We start from the raw sequence: 16,307 nt of genomic DNA on the forward strand, positions 1-16,307 counted from the left end.
GTGGGCTCACACGGGGCGATTGTGCTCGGCGAGCGCCTCCATGGAGACCACCGGACCCGTGCGCAGGATCAGGGCCTTCTTGCGCAGGAAACGCAGCAGGCCCGCGGGCCCCATCCGCGAGCCACCGAGACCCGAGGCCTTGAAGGCGACCTTCTCGACGTCGCGCATGATGCCGATCGTCAGCGACGTGTCCTGCAGACTGATGGCACCGGCGTCGAGGCGGCGCGCGACGGCGTCGGACTCCTCGGCGCTGCCGGAGATGACCGCTCCGGACAGGCCGAACTCGGAGTCGTTCGCGAGTTCGACGGCCTCGTCGATGCTCTCGTAGGGCATCACCGGCATCACCGGTCCGAACGTCTCCTCGGTCATCACGCGCATCGAGTGGTCGACGCCCACGAGCACGGTGGGTCGCATGTACCGGCCGCCGCCGAGCTCGACGCTGGTACCGCCGGTGAGGATGGTCGCGCCGCGGACGACGGCATCACGAAGATGATCGTCGACGATCTCCGCTTGGCGCTCGAGGATGAACGGCCCCAGGTGGCCGTGCGTCGGGTCGGGGTAGCTCAGCTCGAGCGATTCTGACTGGCGGACGAGTTCGGCGACGAACGGCTCGTAGATGGTGCGGTCGACGTAGATGCGCTCGGTCGAGAAGCACAGCTGGCCCGTGTTGTGCACCGACCCCTTGAGAATGGCGGACGCGGCCGACGCGACGTCCGCGGTGGCGGTGACGATCGCGGCATCCTTGCCGCCGAGCTCAAGGAAGGCGGGGATGAAACGCGAAGCGCACGCAGCAGCGATCAGGCGGCCCGTCGACACGCTCCCCGTGAAGCAGAGCGCATCCACATTGTCGATGACAGCCTGCCCCACGTCGGCGGCTCCGGGGATGTAAGCGAAGACCGAGGCGAGCTCGGGCACGCTCCGGATGGTGGACATCACGGGCTCGATGAAACGGGGCGTGACTTCGCTCGGCTTCACCAGGACGGCGCATCCGGCGAGCAGCGCGGGGATCGCGTCGGTGGACGACAGGAGGAAGGGATGGTTCCACGGGCTGATGATCCCGAGGAGACCGTAGGGCTCGAACTGCGTCGTGTAGGTGACGTCGCTCATCACGCTCGAGCGACCTTCCAGCGTCGCGGCGTCGATGAGCGCGGGTGCTTTGGCGCACCAATCCCGGACCGCGGCCGCGACCATGTAGGGCACCTCGGACGAGACGCGCACACGCGCGGTATCGGTGCCCTCGGCGCGGGCGATCCGCGCGACGTCGCGCTCGATCGCGTCGGCCCATGCCGAGAGCGCTGCGATCCGGCCGGAGAGCCCGAGGTCGCGCCACGGGCGCTGACCTTCGCGAAGCGAGGCGGCCAGGGCGGTGACCTCCGCCGGCGTCGGCGGAGTGACCACATAGTCGATCTCGCCGGAGCGGGGGTTGCGCGCGCGCAGTTCGCGGGGCGGCTCGATGTCATCGGTGGACGACGGATGCAACAATGCGGAGTTCGTCATGATTTTCAGCCTAAGAAGAGGGGTGAACGAGGACTAACAGGTAGATCGGTGAGAACCGATAACCCCACGACTATCGGTTCGTCGGGCGTATCGAGGTCAGCGCAAAACGACCTGTCGACCGAAGGGCGTCATCGCCGATCGCGCCATGCGCTCGTAGTCTGCTGCGCTCGCCTGGCCGGGCGCGGTTCTGTTGAAGGCGCTGCCCGCCGCCAGCACGCCGTAGTCGGCGAGGCTCCGGGGGTCGACTCCGAGCGCCGTGAGATCAGAGGGAAGGCCGAGCTGCTCGGTGAAGGCGGCCAGATCGATCGCCAGCGTCGCCGGCGTGGAGCCGAGGGCCTCCGAGGCCGCGGCGAGCCGCTCGATCGGTACGGCCTCGGTGAGGAAGTCGATCGTGTGCGGCAGGAGCACACCCACCACCGTGCCGTGGTGCAGACCGAGATCATCGAAGGGCATCGAAAGAGCGTGAGTGAGACCGAGGCCCTTCCACGTCGTCATCGCCGCTTCGAGGGCGGCCATCATCACGTTCGCTCGAGCCTGCGCATTCCGACCGTCAGCGACCGCCCGGGGGAGCCACGCGTGCATCCGGCGAAGGGCTTCAAGGGCGATGGCGTCGGCCGGAGGATTGACGGCGGGTGACAGGAACGCCTCGAAGGCGTGCGTGAACGCGTCGATGCCCGTCGCGGCCGTGAGGTGCGGCGGTAGGCCATGAGTGAGCTCGGGGTCGCAGATCGCCACGCGGGGCACGAGATTCGGGCTGAGGAAGACCTCCTTCTCCCCGTTCGCCAGAGTGAGTCCCGCGCCCCGTCCGATCTCGCTGCCCGTGCCCGCCGTCGTCGGCATGGCGATGACGGGCGCCACGTCTCGCGTGATCCGCGCCTCGCCGCCCGACTTCGCGAGGTAGACCTCGAGCGGTTGATCGTGGGTCGCGAGGAGAGCGACCGCTTTGCCGCAGTCCATCGGCGAACCGCCGCCGATGGCGATGACCCCGTCGCAGCCCTCCGAGCGATAGAGGTCCAGCGCGGCGCGCGCCGCCGCTTCGGTGGGGTTGCTCGGAACGTCGAGGAAGGTCGGCAGGGCCTCCCACCCCGTCAGGAACTCGAGGGCCTTCGCGAGCACGCCGTTGGCCTGGAGCCCCCGATCGGAGATGATCAGGGGCCGCTCGAGGCCCAGCCGCGCGACCTCGGCGGGCAGTGTCTGCCGCGCGCCATCGTCGAACTGGATGCGGCCGATGTACTGGATGAATGCCATCCGAATCCTTCTTCGCAGTCGGTGTGCCCTGGGGGGATGCGTGATCCCGCTTACGCGAGGACCGCGGTCGTGACGGAGAACCCGGCGATGAACTCCTTGATGGGCCGGTAGAACCGGGTATCCAGACGGTAGCGCCCGCTGGAGGCCAGGGCCGAGTATGCGGCGATCCACGTTCGCACCTCGTGCGAGGAGTTGCCGGCCGTCTCTGTCATCCACTTCGGGTTCCAGGCGTCGAAGGACGAGAGATCGCCGCTCTCCACGATGTCGAGGAATGCCTCATCCCACTCGGGGGCGAGATCCATGATGTCCGCTTCACCCGCTGCGAATGCGTGGGCGGCCGAGATGACGCGCTGTTGGCGGTCGTTGCGGGCTTCGGGAGTGAGATGCCGCCCCCCGCCCAACAGGAACTCACGCTGTTCGCGCGTGGCGGTCGCGATCCGAGGCACGGGCGGGTCGTGCGACAGGCCGCCCGAGGCGAGGAACAGCACGCGTTTGTCCGTGCCGGCGAAGTAGTCGCCGATGGCAGAGCCGAGCGCTCGCACTCGGGCGAGCGGGGTGAACGGGGGCGCGACCGAGTTGATGAAGATGGGGATGACGGGCTTCGCCGTGAGGGAGCCATAGAGGATCTCCAGCGGCTGAACCGCGCCGTGGTCGACCTCCATCCGCAAAGAAACCGCCAGGTCCACTCCCTGGTCCAGAACGGCTTCGGCGAGACCGCGGGCGATGTCGGTGGGAACGTCCAGCACGCCGGCCTGGCTGCCGTAGTCGCCGATGCTCACGGCTTCATACCCCAAGCAGAACGGGGGCATCAGTTCGTAGAAGAAGCCGTTGTAGTGGTCGGGCCCGAAGCTCACGATCAGCTCGGGGTCGAAATCGGTGACGAAGGCGCGTGCCGCGGCGAAGGCGCCCTCCACGGCCTCGGTGGTCTCGGGCCCGGGATCGACGAGCTCGAGCAGCGGGCTGTGTGACATGGCGGCGAGTGCGACCGGCATGATGGCTCCTTGTCTGAGGCGTTCGGGGCTACTGATCGGCGACGGATCGGCCGAGCAGAAAGTCCAGGTGCAGGCGGTTGAAGGTGTCGGTGTCCTCGTACTGAGGCCAGTGACCGCAGTTCTCCATCACCGCCAACCTCCCGTGGGGAATGAGGGAGGCTATCCGTCGCCCCTCGTCGACCGGGCCCGACGGGTCTTTCGTCGTCCACAGCACCATCGCCGGTGCCTGGATGGCGCGGAGGTCGTCGTCGGAGATCATGTTCCGCGCCCGCGTCTCGGGATCCTGCAGCGCCATGTTCATCTCGCACGCCATCAGCCAGTCCGGCTGCTCGAAGATCATCTGGCGTGTGCGGATGAGATCGTCCGTCACCATGGTCGGGTCGGCCATCAGCCACTCCAGCCGAGTCCGTACACGCTCCCAGCTGGGATCGCGGGCGGCATCCATCGACAGCGTGTACAGCCGCTCCATGACCTTGGGGTTGGCCATGGTGCCGCCCATGGTGTTGAGCACGATCCGTTCCACCCGCTCGGGGTGCAGCTGGGCGAATCGGGCGGTCACCCACCCGCCGAGTGACTCGCCCGAGAACGACGCCTTCTCCGCGCCGATGGCGTCGAGGAAGCCGCAGACCTGCGCGACGTAATGAGGAATCTCGAGGGGATGCTCGGGCTTCGCGCTGTAGCCGTGGCCGATGAAATCGATGGCCCAGACATCGAAGTGCTCGCCGTGCGCCTGCAGGTTGCGCACGTACGCCTCCGCATGACCGGTGATGCCGTGCAGAAGCACGAGAGGCGGCTTCGACGCGTCGCCCGCGTGCAGATACCGAGTGCGGTACCCGCCGGCGTCGATGAAACCCTGGCTGAACTCGACCTGATTCAGATCGCTCCAGACGCTCGTGTAAGGACGGTCGGCCATCATGCCCTCGCCTTCTGTGCGTCGCGCTCGGCCACGAGGTCGAGGGCGACGTCGATGATCATGTCTTCCTGTCCGCCGATGAGACGGCGGGCGCCCACCTCGACCAGGACCTCGCGCGCATCGAGGCCATAGGTCTCGGCCGCACGTTCGGCGTGCCGCAGGAAGCTCGAGTACACCCCCGCATAGCCGAGACTGAGCGTTTCTCGGTCGACCTGCACCGCGCGGTCCTGCAACGGTCGCACGACGTCGTCCGCGAGGTCTTGGAGCGCGAACAGATCGGCGCCGGTCTCCCACCCCTGCAGTTCTGCCGCCGCAACGAACGGTTCGATCGGCGTGTTCCCGGCGCCCGCCCCCAGGCCCGCGAGAGATGCGTCGACCCGGTGGGCACCTTCCTCGACCGCCACGATCGAGTTGGCCACGGAGAGCGACAGGTTCTGATGAGCGTGCACGCCGATCTCGGTGGACGCGTCGAGCACATCGCGGTAGGCGCGCACGCGTTCTCGTACCCCGGCCATCGTCAGGCGACCCCCGGAGTCGGTGACGTACACGCAGTGCGCGCCGTAGGACTCCATCAGCTTCGCCTGCTGCGCGAGGGAACCGGGGTCGTTGAGGTGCGACATCATCAGGAAGCCCGAGACGTCCATGCCCCATTCGCGGGCGGCGGCGATGTGCTGGGCGGCGACGTCCGCCTCCGTGCAGTGGGTGGCGACCCGCACCGATCGCACGCCGAGGTCGCGGGCCCGGGCGAGGTCGTGCAGTGTGCCGATGCCGGGCAGGATGAGCGTGGTCAGCACCGCGGTGCGCACAGCGCCGGCCGCAGCCTCGATCCACTCCCAGTCCGTGTTGCTTCCGGCGCCGTACGTCAGGCTGCTGCCGCCCAGTCCGTCGCCGTGAGACACCTCGATCGCGGCGACGCCGGCCCGGTCGAGTCCTGCGGCGATCTGGGCGATGTTCGCCGGGGTGATCCGGTGCCGCAGCGCGTGCATGCCATCGCGGAGTGTGACGTCCTGGAGGTACACCGAGGTGGTCATGCGTTCACCTCGAGACGTGCGGACACCACGCGCTCGGCCACGCGAAGCGCTGCCGAGGTCATGATGTCGAGGTTCCCGGCGTAGGAGGGCAGGTAGTGCGCGGCCCCCTCCACCTCGAGGAAGACGGCCACGCGAGTGTAGCGACCGTCCGCGGGGGAGGGGAGCAGACCGTCGAGCTCGGCACCTTCGTCGGAGAACTGCACCTCCTGTTTCAGACGGTAGCCGGGGACGTAGTCGGACACCTCGGCTACCGTGGCCGCGATCGACTCGACGATGCGGTGCTTCGTGGTCTCGTCGAGACGACCCACGACCAGTTGCACGGTGTCGCGCATGATCATCGGCGGCTCGGCCGGGTTCAGGACGATGATCGCCTTGCCCCGCGCCGCGCGTCCTACCTCCTCGATCGCGCGCGCCGTGGTCTCGGTGAACTCGTCGATGTTCGCCCGCGTCCCGGGGCCCGCCGAACGAGAGGAGATGGATGCCACGATCTCGGCGTAGTGGACGGGAACCACGGAGCTGACGGCGGCGACGATGGGGATGGTCGCCTGTCCACCGCACGTGACCATGTTGATGTCGGGTGCGTCGAGGTGGGCGTCGAGATTGACGCACGGAACGACGTACGGGCCGATGGCGGCCGGGGTGAGGTCGACGAGCTGCTTGCCAAGCGGGAGCAGTCGTTGTGCGTTGTGACGGTGGGCGCCCGCGCTGGTGGCGTCGAAGACCACCTCGATCTGGTCGAAGTCGGGGTGAGCGATGAGGCCGTCCACCCCGTCGGACGTGGTGGCGATGCCCAGTCGACGGGCGCGCGCGAGCCCGTCTGATTCCGGATCGATTCCCACCATGACGCCCATGTCGAGCGTTTCGCTGAGTCGCAGGATCTTGAACATGAGGTCGGTGCCGATGTTGCCCGACCCGATGATCGCCGCTTTGGCCATCAGGAGTCCTTTCTGGGAGCGGATGCATCCACGGATGCCACGGGGGAGTGCGCGGAAGCGCGTACGGAGACGGAACCGAGGCCCGTGATCTCGGCTTCGAAGAGGTCGCCCGGGAAGACGGGGACCATCGGCCCGAGCGCGCCCGAGAGAACGACCTCACCCGCACGAAGCGGACGGCCCAGGCTGAGCGCCGTCTCGGCCACCCAGACCAGGGCGTTCCGGGGATCGCCCAGGCAGTCCGCGCCCGTGCCCGTCGAGACGATCTCGCCGTTGCGGCGCATCGTCATCGAGACCGCCACCGGCTCGAACTCGTCGAGCGCGAGGCGCGAGGAGCCGAGCACGAACAGTCCGCTGGACGCATTGTCGGCGATCGTGTCGACGATGGTGATGTCCCAACCGGCCACACGACTGTCGACGACTTCGAGAGCCGGAGCCGCGTAGGCGACGGCTCGCATGACCGCGGCGGGGTCCGGGTCGGGAACGTCCGCTCCGAGCACGAAAGCGATCTCAGCCTCGATGCGCGGCTGCAGGAGCGCGGATGTCGGCAGGTGGCCCCCGTCGGCGACCTCCATGTCGGCGAGAAGGACTCCGAAGTCGGGCTGCTCGACTCCGAGCTGCTTCTGCACCGCGGGGGAGGTGAGTCCGACTTTGCGTCCGATGCGTCGGTTCGCCGACGTGACCCGCGACATCAGGACGAGTTCCTGGATCGCATACGCGTCGGAAATGGAGTAACGCTCGAGCTCACGGATCGGCGAGCAGGGTCGTCCGGTCTCGGCGGCGATGCGCAGTCGTGCGGCTGCCTCGTCGATGTGCACCACGCTGGACTCCCTTCGGTGCCGCGATATTTCTCTTGCGACCCGGTCCACGGTACGGTCGGGAAACCCATTGATCTATGACGTAGATTTGCAAAGTCATATAGTCGATTGACTATTTGTGCAGTCCCGGGCGAGGAGGCCCACATGTCCCCCGACAATCGCATTTCCCTACAGAAGCTCGAAGTCTTCAGCAAGGTCGCCGAACTGGGCGGGGTGCGCCGGGCAGCGGAGGAGCTCTACATCTCGCAGCCGGTCGTCAGCGCGCACCTTCGGTCTCTGCAGCAGAAGATCGGGGCGCGGCTGTTCCACCCCGAGGGTCGGGGCATCGCCTTGACCGAAGCGGGAGAACGCACCCTGCTGTGGGCGAACGAGGTGCTGCGCGGACGCCTCGACCTGGATAAGGATCTCGCCGACCTCTCCGACGGGCTCTCGGGTTTCGTGTCGGTGGGAGCGAGCATCACCGTCGGCAACAGCATCCTCACTCCGGCGGTCATCGACTTCAAAGTCGCGAACCCCGGAGTGTCCGTGCGGTTGGAGATCTCGGCGGTCGAGACCGCGTTGGAGCAGGCGCGTCTCGGCAGGCACGACTTCGCCATCGTCGCCACCGGTGCGGTGCTCGACTCGCGAGCCTTCGACTCCGAACTCGTCGCCGAGCCGCTGTGGGCGGTGATCGCCGCGGCGACGAACACCGAGATCCCCGACACGGTCACGCCGGAGCAGCTGGCGAAGCTGCCCTTCGTCTGCCCGCCCGGCGGGATGGCCATCCGGCGCAGTCAAGACAACGCGCTCGAGTCGATCGGGGTCACCGACCGTCGGGTGGAGATCGAACTCGGAAGCGCTGAGTCGATCAAGCAGGCCGTGGCCGCCGACATCGGGGTCGCCATGCTGTGGCGCGCGTCGGTACAGGCCGACATCGAGGCGGGGACACTGCGCGAAGTGCGCATCGCAGGACAGCCCATTCGAGACAAGCTCTTCATCGTGCGGCGTATCGGAAGTCGGCTCACTCCCGTTCAGCAGCGCCTCCTCGACCGACTGCGTCTCGTCATCGACGAACGTTTGGGGGAGGAGACTGCTCGCGATTCGGCTATCGATGAAGGCGCGATTACGTCATAGTGCTATCACGCGGCTCCGTCTTACCGTGATGCGGTGTTGACAAGCCAGAACCCCACCTCAGTTGATCGCGCGCTCGATGCCGAGTCCGCCTGGGACGTCGTCGTCGTCGGGGCAGGCCCGGTCGGAATGACACTCGCGACCGAACTCGGCCTCCGCGGAGTGAAGACACTCGTGGTCGAGAAGGCCACGGAGACCACCACCAACCCCCGGTGCAATACGACGAACGCCCGATCGATGGAGTACTTCCGCCGTCAGGGCAGCGCCGACCGCATCCGCCGCGCCGGGCTGCCCCTCGAGCACGCGACCGACGTGGTGTACGTGACGACACTGGACTCCTACGAACTCACCCGCTTCGAGTTCTCTTCGAGTCAGGCGGTGCTCGACGGCTCGGCCCCCGAGTTCGCCGAGTGGCCGACCCCTGAGCCGCAGCACAGGATCTCGCAGATCTTCCTCGAGCCTCTGCTCGCGGACCGCTTGGCCGAGCTGCCGAGCGTCACGGTCGCGCGGGGCTGGGAGGCGACGAACGCCGACCAGGATGCCGACGGAGTCTCGATCACGCTCACCGCGACGGCGAACGGCGATTCCCGCACGGTGCGGGCCCGCTACGCCGCCGGGTGCGACGGTGGGGCGAGTGTCATGCGCCGTGCCATCGGCGCCCGTCTGCAGGGGGATGCCGAAGCTGCCGAGCGCCGCCTCTCGATCTACTTCCGGTCCGAGGAGCTCGTTCCGCTCCTGAAGAATCCGGGATGGATGTACTGGTGGTACGGGCCCGAGCTTCGCGGTTCCTTCCTCCAACTCGACGGCGAGTCCCTCTTCCTCTGTCACGCTCGCGTGCCGGAGGGGATGGAGCCCGAAGACCTCGACCCCGATCGGGTCCTCGAAGCCGCCATCGGTCGCCCCATAGCCCATGAGAAGCTCCAGGTCATCCGCTGGACTCCGCGCCGCCTGGTCGCGGACTCCTTCCGCCAGGGACGGATCGCCCTGGCCGGTGACGCGGCGCACCTGTGGCTGCCCCTCGGCGGGTTCGGCATGAACACCGGCATCGCCGATGCGGTCGGGCTCGGCTGGCGTCTGGCGGCACTGCTCTCCGGCGCGGGGACGGACGCCCTCCTCGACGACTACGAGGCGGAGCGGCAGTCTGTCGGCGAGGCGACCTCTCGGGCAGCTTTGAAGATCGATCGCGACATGTCCGCCATCGGACGCGATCCCGAACTGCACGCGGCGTCCGAGCGGGGGAACGCGCTGCGCGCGGAGGCAGGCCGGCTCATCCAGCTGATCGATCGTCAGCAGTGGCACAGCCAGGGAGTGCAGTTCGGTTCGAGATACGAGCACTCGGCGGGCATCGTTTCGCCCGAGTCCGCCGATGCGACGGCGATCGCCGCCATCGATACGTACACGCCGTCCGTGCGGGCCGGCTCGCGGCTGCCGCACGTCTGGAGGACCGACGGCTCGTCCCTCTTCGACGCGCTCGGACGCGACTGGACCCTCATCACGGTGGGCGACACCGATGCGGAGCCCTTCCGCGCCGCGGCACGGAGAGCGGGCGTCGCGCTGGAGATCGTCGCCCTGGACGACGAAGAGGCCGAGGGGACATTCGACGTCCCCGCCGTCCTGGTGCGGCCGGACCTCTACATCGCCTACAGCGGCACTTCCCCCGACGACCCGGATGCGATGTTCGGCCGACTGCTCGGCTCCGCGCGCACCGTCGACCGGGACGTCGAGGAAGACCGTCGCGTGGGCGCGGCGTGACCCCTCGCCCCCCGCTCGCTCATGGAGATCAAAGGAGACACCACAATGAGCACAACCAAGCCCAAGATCCCGATGTACGTCGGCAAGGACGGCACGGAGCTCCGACGCGTGCTGACCTCGAGCTACGTGGGCAGCATGATCGAGTACTACGACTTCGTGCTCTACGCCGCCGCATCCGGGCTCATCTTCAACCGGCTGTTCTTCAATGATCTGCCTCCCGCCGTCGCCACGATCGCGGCTTTCGCGACCTTGGCCGTCGGCTTCGTGGTGAGGCCCCTCGGGGCGATCATCTTCGGATACTTCGGCGACCGCGTCGGACGCAAGTCGGTGCTCGTGCTCACGATGAGCATGATGGGTGTCGCGACGGCGCTGATGGCTGTTCTTCCCACTCGCGATCAAGCGGGGGTGCTCGCCCCCGTGCTTCTCATCGTGCTGCGCATCGTGCAGGGGCTCTCGGTCGGGGGTGAGTGGGGCGGTGCTGCGCTCATGGCGTTCGAGCACGCGAACCCGCGGCGACGTGGATTCGCCTCCGTGTTCGCCACCGCGGGACAGCCGAGCGGCTCCCTGCTGGCGGGCGTCGTGCTCGCCTTGTTCGCACTGATGCCCGAGGACCAGTTCCTCAGCTGGGGCTGGCGCGTGCCCTTCGCCCTCAGCGCCGTCCTGGTGGTGTTCGGTCTGTGGATCCGTGTGCGCGTCTCCGAGTCGCCGCTGTTCGTGGAGGAGCAGCGTCGACGCGAGACCGCGACCGAAAAGGTGCGCCCGCCCCTGATCGAGGTGCTGCGCCGACCCGGCGCGCTCATCCTCGCCTTCGTCGCACTGCTGGCACCGTTCCTCTCCTTCACGCTCTCCGGTGCCTTCGGGATCACCTACGGCGCCGCCCACGGGTTGACGACCTCGAGCGTGCTCTTCATCTCGTCTGCCGGGTCGCTCGTCTGCATCATCGGCGAACTCCTCTTCGCCGCCCTCTCCGACCGGGTCGGGCGCCGCCCGGTGATGATCGGTGGCGTCATCGCGGGGGCCGTGCTCGCGTGGCCGTTCTTCGCTCTGCTGCAGACCGGCACCGCGGGGGGAGCGTTGCTCGCCTTCTCTCTCATCAACGGTCTCGCCATCGGAGCCACCTTCGGTCCACTCGCGGCCTTCATGGGCGAGCGCTTCCACACCGGCTCGCGGTTCACCGGTCTGTCGCTGGGCTATCAGCTCGCTGCGACGACCGGCGGCGGCTTCGGCCCGCTCATCATGACCGCCCTCATCGCCGGCGACCCGGGCGACGTGGCTCCCATCGTGTGGTTCGTCGCCGGGGTGGCCGTGCTGAGCATCATCGCGCTCGTGTTCTCGAAGGAGCGTGCCGTAGAGGCCCCGTCGCTCGGCGGGAGTGAGAAAGGCGCCGCGACCTCGCACCTGACGCGTGCGTCCCGCCATCGCGTCGCGCACTCCGCATCCGGCGAGGCCGCCCGGTGAGCGCATCGCCGACGATCCACGGCGTGTCTGCGTTCAAGGACCCCGACGTCGAGGTCGAGCGTCTGCCGGGCGGCGTGATCGAAATGCGCTCGCGGCACGAGCTCTCGGCAGCGCCGGTCACGACCTTGCACTGGTTGCGTCGGTGGGCTCGCAGGACGCCGCACTCCGTCCTGCTCACCGAAGTTGCACCCGATGGGGAACGACGCGCGCTCGATTACGCGAGCGCCTGGTCCGCCATCGCGCGGACCGCGGTGGGCCTGGCCGAGCAGGGAATCCAGCGCGGCGAACGGGTGGCCGTGATCGCGACCAACAGCATCGAGTCGTTCATCTACGGCCACGCGATCATGCTGGCAGGCGCGATGTGGGCGCCGATCGCGCCGCAGTACCTCCGCCCGGGCGCCGACCCGGCGCGCATCGCCGGAGTGCTGGACGTCGTCGATCCCGCGCTCATCGTGGTCCCGGATCCTGCGTTGCACGCGGGACTTCCTGACGGGCGGATCGCGGTGACGAGCATGCGTCCCCGCGACGAGCACACTCGTGATCGCGCGCACGACGTCGGCGACCAGCTGCTCGCCGTGGCGCAGGACGACGACGCCGTCAAGCTGCTGCTGACCTCCGGGTCGACCGGTACGCCGAAGGCCGTCGTCTACACGCATCGGATGCTCGTCAGCAACATGCGGGCCACGGCCGACGTGTGGCCGTTCGTGACGGATCACGCGCCGGTGCTGGTGGACTGGCTGCCCTGGAACCACGCCTTCGGGGGCAACGCGAACATCGACATGGTGCTCCTCGGGGGAGGCACCCTTCACATCGATGATGCGCACGGTCGTCCCCAGGAACTCGTTCGAACGATCGCCTCGATCACGGAGTTCTCGCCCACGTTCCACGCCGCTGTCCCTGCCACCTTCCACGCCCTCCTCCCGGTGTTGGAAGCCGATGACGCGTTTCGACGGGCGTTCTTCGCCCGCTCCGACGCGCTCTTCTCCGCCGGAGCCGCGATGCCGATGACCACGTTCCACCGGCTGCGCGAGTTGTCGCTGACCGTCCGAGAGCGGCCGGTGCCCGTGCTTACGGGCTGGGGATCGACGGAGGTGGGGCCGGCGGCCACGACCGTCCACACCACCGACAGCGAACCCGGCCACATCGGGCCCCCGCTGCCCGGAGTGACCGTGCGGCTGGTCCCGGTGGCCGACAAGCTCGAACTGCGGGTGAAGGGGCCCGGCGTGATGCCCGGATACTGGCGAGCGCCGGATCTAACGGCCGCGGTGTTCGATGGCGACGGCTTCTATCGATCGGGCGACGCCGGCGTCCTCGTGGACGAGGACGACCCGGGTCGCGGGTTCCGCTTCGACGGCCGCATCGCAGACGACTTCAAGTTGGCCAACGGGTCATGGGTGAACGTCGACCGCCTGCGCTCGAGCCTGCTCGCCCAGGGCGGTGCAGCGGTGCGCGACGTCGTCGTCGCCGGACCGGACCGTCCTCACCTCGTGGCGGTGTTCTGGGTGGAGGAGGGCGCACGAGTGGACGTCGACGCCGTCATCGGCGCTCACAACGCGCACACGTCGGGGCAGACCAACCTGATCCGGGCCGCCGCCGTCTTGCCCGGGGAACCGCCGGCAGACCTGCTCTCGCCGAAAGGGCTGATCAAACCGGCCCCGTTCCGCGTCGCCTCGGTCGGACTGATCGACGCGCTTTATCACCTCGATGCCGTCGGGGCGAAGGAGGCCTCATGATCACCGTCGATTCCGCGGGTGAGCTCCGTGAGCGGGTGGGAAGCGTGCTCGGAGAGAGCAGCTGGGTCACGGTGCCCGCTGAGCGCATCGCCGCCTTCGGGAAGCTCACCGGTGACGAGCATTGGATCCACGTGGACCGTCCGCGTGCGAAGTCGGAGGGGCCGTTCGGCGACGTGCTCGCGCACGGCTTCCTCCTGCTCAGCCTCGTCACCGGTCTCGCCAACGAGTGCTACGCGGTGCGCCGGGCGCAGCGCTGGACGAACTACGGGCTGGACAGGGTGCGGTTCACCGCGCCGGTCACGCCCGCGGATTCGCTGCGGCTGCGGTTGACGCTCGACTCCCTCGAGGAGACCTCGGCCGGTTATCGGCTCGTCCTCGGCTGCGTCCTCGAGCGGAAAGGCTCGGATCGCCCGGCGATGATCGCCGACTGGATCGTCTTGATCACCGAAGGAGACTCGCGATGAGCGACTACGTATCGATCGGCCAGGAGGGCACGTTCCTCGACCACATCGGTGGCATCGAGTGGAGTGCCGCACCGGACGCGATCGGCATCCGCCTCACGGTGCGATCGGCCCATGTGAACCCGAACGGCACCGTGCACGGGGGACTCATTCTGACTCTTCTCGACTTCACGCTCGGTGCGGAGGTCGAGCGCTCGCTCGGTGCGGGCCAGCAGGGGCATCCCATCACGATCCAGCTCTCCAGCAGCATGATCGGCGCTGCTTCCCTCGGCGAGACGCTGCTCGGCTCGGCCCGGGTCACCGCGCGCACCAAGACCATGAGCTTCGTGGCGGGGGAGATCACCTGTGATGGCCGCCTGATCGCGTCCGCGGCAGCGGTGTTCCGCAACCCGCGGACCGCGTGAAAGGAACAGCGATGACCCCCTCTCGAACGACAGCGCACATCATCGACACCCATCACCACGTGGGCGAACTTGCTCTGGGAATGGGAGAAGAAGGGACGACGGTCGACGGGGCCAGCATCCGGCCGGTCGAGGTGCACGCTGCGATGCTCGATCAGTTCGGTCTGACCGCCGCCTGTGTCCTGCCCGGCTTCCAGTACGACCGCAGCGAGGGAATCGCCAGCACGCGCGCACTCAACGACGGCATCGTCGCGTATCGCAACAGTCTGCCCAGCCGATTCCCCCTCGCGCTCGGCACGGTCGAACCCCTGCATCGCGATTCGCTCTGCCGAGACGAGGTGGCGCGACTCGTCGACGAATGCCGCATCGACGGCCTGGCGTGGCACACCCGCTACCAGGGCGTGGCGCTCTCCGACCGTCGGATGCACGTCCTGATCGATCTCGCTACCGAACACGGACTGCCCTGCTACCTCCACCTGTTCAGCGAGTCGGGTCTGGAAGCTCCGTGGTCGCTGTTGGATCTGGCGACCGCGCATCCGGATGCCACCCTCGTGGCGCTGGACGGATTCTCCGGTGCCACGCAGATCCGCTACCTCTTCGACATTGCGGAGCGTTGCCCCAACGTGCTTTTCGACACCGCCATCTGCTTCCCCTTGCTCCGCCCTCTCGACGAGTTCGTCGGGCGGTTCGGCTCGGAGCGGCTCCTGTTCGGAACCGACTCGTACGCGCAGCCGCTCCTGTACAACACGCCATCCGTGATGCACGAACTCCTGGCATCCGACATGCCGCAAGAGGACCTCGAGAACATCATGTGGCGAAACCTCCTCCGTGTCTTCCCACAGGCGGCGACGCGGCTCACCCTCACCGACCCCTCGTCCTGACCTCGAATGGAGAGACCATGAAAGCCGCTCGTTTCCACGCCGCGCGAGACCTGCGCGTCGAGGACGTCCCCGAACCCGTCCTCCGACCCGGCGCCGTCATGGTCGACATCGCCTGGTGCGGGATCTGCGGGAGCGACCTGCACGAGTACCTCGTCGGTCCGAACTTCATCCCCCATCCGGGACACCCGCACCCGATCTCCGGCGAGGAGCCGCCGATCATCATGGGCCACGAGTTCTCGGGTACCGTCAGCGCGGTCGGGGAGGGCGTCACCGATCTCGTCGTCGGCCAGAACGTCGTCGTCGAGCCCTACATCATCCGCGACGACGTGCCCATGGGACCCGATGACGAGTATCAGCTGTCGCCGGACACGAACTTCGTCGGGCTCGCGGGCCGCGGCGGCGGATTGAGCGAGAAGGTCGTCGCCGACCGGAAGTGGGTCCACCCCATCGGGGACATCCCCCTCGACCAGGCCGCCCTCATCGAACCGCTCGCGGTGGCTCACCACGCGGTGACGCGCAGCGGTGCCGAGCGGGGTCAGACCGCTCTGGTGGGCGGGGCGGGCCCGATCGGCCTCATGACGGCAGCCATCTTGAAGGCCAAGGGCCTGAACGTGGTCGTGTCGGAGATCAATCCCGCGCGCAAGGAGAAAGCGCGGGTCGTCGGCGTGGATGCCGTCTTCGATCCCTCGGAGACGGATGTCGCCCAGGCCGTCCGCGATCGCACGGGCGGTCGCGGCGCCGATGTCGCGTTCGAGTGCACGAGTGTCCAGCCCGTGCTCGACATGCTGATGGATGCCGTGAAGCCCACCGGCACCATCGTCAACGTGTCCGTGTGGATGACGCCGGCAGCCGTCGACATGGAGCGTGTCGTCATAAAGGAGATCACCTTGCGCGGATCCATGGCCTACGCCCACGACCACGCCGCTGTCATCGCCCTCATCCAGGAGGGATCCATCGATCTGACCCCGCTCATCACGAGCCGGATCGCTTTGGAGGATGTCGTCGAGCAGGGCTTCGAACGACTCATCCAGAACAACGAGACCGAGGTGAAGATCCTCGTCCATCCGTGATCGTCCGCTG

15 protein-coding genes are annotated in these 16,307 nt (G+C 67.9%); 8 read left to right on the top strand and 7 right to left on the bottom strand.

Annotated elements, in window-relative coordinates; all coding sequences use genetic code 11:
- Positions 1-6 precede the first annotated feature (6 nt).
- From P2P98_RS15815 to P2P98_RS15845, 7 genes are all read right to left on the bottom strand, one after another.
- Positions 7-1,497, bottom strand: coding sequence for an aldehyde dehydrogenase family protein (locus P2P98_RS15815; RefSeq protein ID WP_275801138.1), 1,491 nt, complete (start codon positions 1,495-1,497; stop codon positions 7-9).
- Positions 1,498-1,593: 96 nt separating this feature from the next.
- Complete coding sequence (locus P2P98_RS15820; protein WP_275801140.1) at positions 1,594-2,745, bottom strand: iron-containing alcohol dehydrogenase; 1,152 nt, start codon at positions 2,743-2,745, stop codon at positions 1,594-1,596.
- A 50-nt stretch (positions 2,746-2,795) separates the two neighbouring features.
- Positions 2,796-3,737 carry a 3-carboxyethylcatechol 2,3-dioxygenase gene (locus tag P2P98_RS15825; RefSeq protein WP_275801142.1) on the bottom strand — a complete coding sequence of 314 codons (942 nt, stop codon included), beginning with the start codon at positions 3,735-3,737 and terminating at the stop codon, positions 2,796-2,798.
- 28 nt (positions 3,738-3,765) lie between these two features.
- The gene (locus P2P98_RS15830; RefSeq protein ID WP_275801144.1) at positions 3,766-4,650 is read right to left on the bottom strand and encodes an alpha/beta hydrolase; all 885 of its coding nucleotides are present in this window, start codon (positions 4,648-4,650) and stop codon (positions 3,766-3,768) included.
- A complete protein-coding gene (gene dmpG / locus P2P98_RS15835; protein ID WP_275801146.1) occupies positions 4,650-5,681 on the bottom strand; it encodes a 4-hydroxy-2-oxovalerate aldolase in 1,032 nt (343 codons plus the stop codon). The genes P2P98_RS15830 and dmpG overlap by 1 nt, the downstream gene beginning before the upstream one ends.
- Entirely contained in the window at positions 5,678-6,616 is a 939-nt protein-coding gene (locus P2P98_RS15840; RefSeq protein ID WP_275801147.1) for an acetaldehyde dehydrogenase (acetylating), read from the bottom strand. Before P2P98_RS15840 ends, dmpG begins: the two co-directional genes overlap by 4 nt.
- Positions 6,616-7,434, bottom strand: coding sequence for a fumarylacetoacetate hydrolase family protein (locus P2P98_RS15845; RefSeq protein WP_275801148.1), 819 nt, complete (start codon positions 7,432-7,434; stop codon positions 6,616-6,618). Before P2P98_RS15845 ends, P2P98_RS15840 begins: the two co-directional genes overlap by 1 nt.
- Before the next feature lie 141 nt (positions 7,435-7,575).
- On the opposite strand from P2P98_RS15845, the gene P2P98_RS15850 reads away from it, so the two are divergent.
- Genes P2P98_RS15850 through P2P98_RS15885 form a run of 8 tightly spaced genes read left to right on the top strand, consistent with a single transcriptional unit; the run spans position 7,576 to position 16,297 of the window.
- Positions 7,576-8,544: a LysR family transcriptional regulator gene (locus P2P98_RS15850; RefSeq protein WP_275801150.1), complete on the top strand. Its 969-nt coding sequence runs from the start codon at positions 7,576-7,578 to the stop codon at positions 8,542-8,544.
- A 33-nt stretch (positions 8,545-8,577) separates the two neighbouring features.
- Positions 8,578-10,293 (top strand): FAD-dependent monooxygenase, encoded by a 1,716-nt coding sequence (locus P2P98_RS15855; protein ID WP_275801151.1) that lies wholly within the window; start codon positions 8,578-8,580, stop codon positions 10,291-10,293.
- A 45-nt stretch (positions 10,294-10,338) separates the two neighbouring features.
- Positions 10,339-11,751, top strand: coding sequence for an MFS transporter (locus tag P2P98_RS15860; RefSeq protein WP_275801153.1), 1,413 nt, complete (start codon positions 10,339-10,341; stop codon positions 11,749-11,751).
- 23 nt (positions 11,752-11,774) lie between these two features.
- Positions 11,775-13,484 carry an AMP-binding protein gene (locus P2P98_RS15865; RefSeq protein ID WP_275801155.1) on the top strand — a complete coding sequence of 570 codons (1,710 nt, stop codon included), beginning with the start codon at positions 11,775-11,777 and terminating at the stop codon, positions 13,482-13,484.
- Positions 13,481-13,948, top strand: coding sequence for a MaoC family dehydratase (locus P2P98_RS15870; RefSeq protein WP_275801157.1), 468 nt, complete (start codon positions 13,481-13,483; stop codon positions 13,946-13,948). The genes P2P98_RS15865 and P2P98_RS15870 overlap by 4 nt, the downstream gene beginning before the upstream one ends.
- On the top strand, positions 13,945-14,349 hold the full coding sequence (locus tag P2P98_RS15875) for a PaaI family thioesterase (protein WP_275801160.1): 405 nt from the start codon (positions 13,945-13,947) through the stop codon (positions 14,347-14,349). The genes P2P98_RS15870 and P2P98_RS15875 overlap by 4 nt, the downstream gene beginning before the upstream one ends.
- Before the next feature lie 11 nt (positions 14,350-14,360).
- A complete protein-coding gene (locus tag P2P98_RS15880) occupies positions 14,361-15,227 on the top strand; it encodes an amidohydrolase family protein (RefSeq protein WP_275801161.1) in 867 nt (288 codons plus the stop codon).
- A gap of 17 nt (positions 15,228-15,244) precedes the next feature.
- On the top strand, positions 15,245-16,297 hold the full coding sequence (locus P2P98_RS15885; RefSeq protein WP_275801163.1) for a 2,3-butanediol dehydrogenase: 1,053 nt from the start codon (positions 15,245-15,247) through the stop codon (positions 16,295-16,297).
- Positions 16,298-16,307: the final 10 nt, after the last annotated feature.

The sequence above is a fragment of the Microbacterium sp. Kw_RZR3 genome, from assembly GCF_029222405.1.
In the GTDB taxonomy this organism is placed as follows: domain Bacteria; phylum Actinomycetota; class Actinomycetes; order Actinomycetales; family Microbacteriaceae; genus Microbacterium.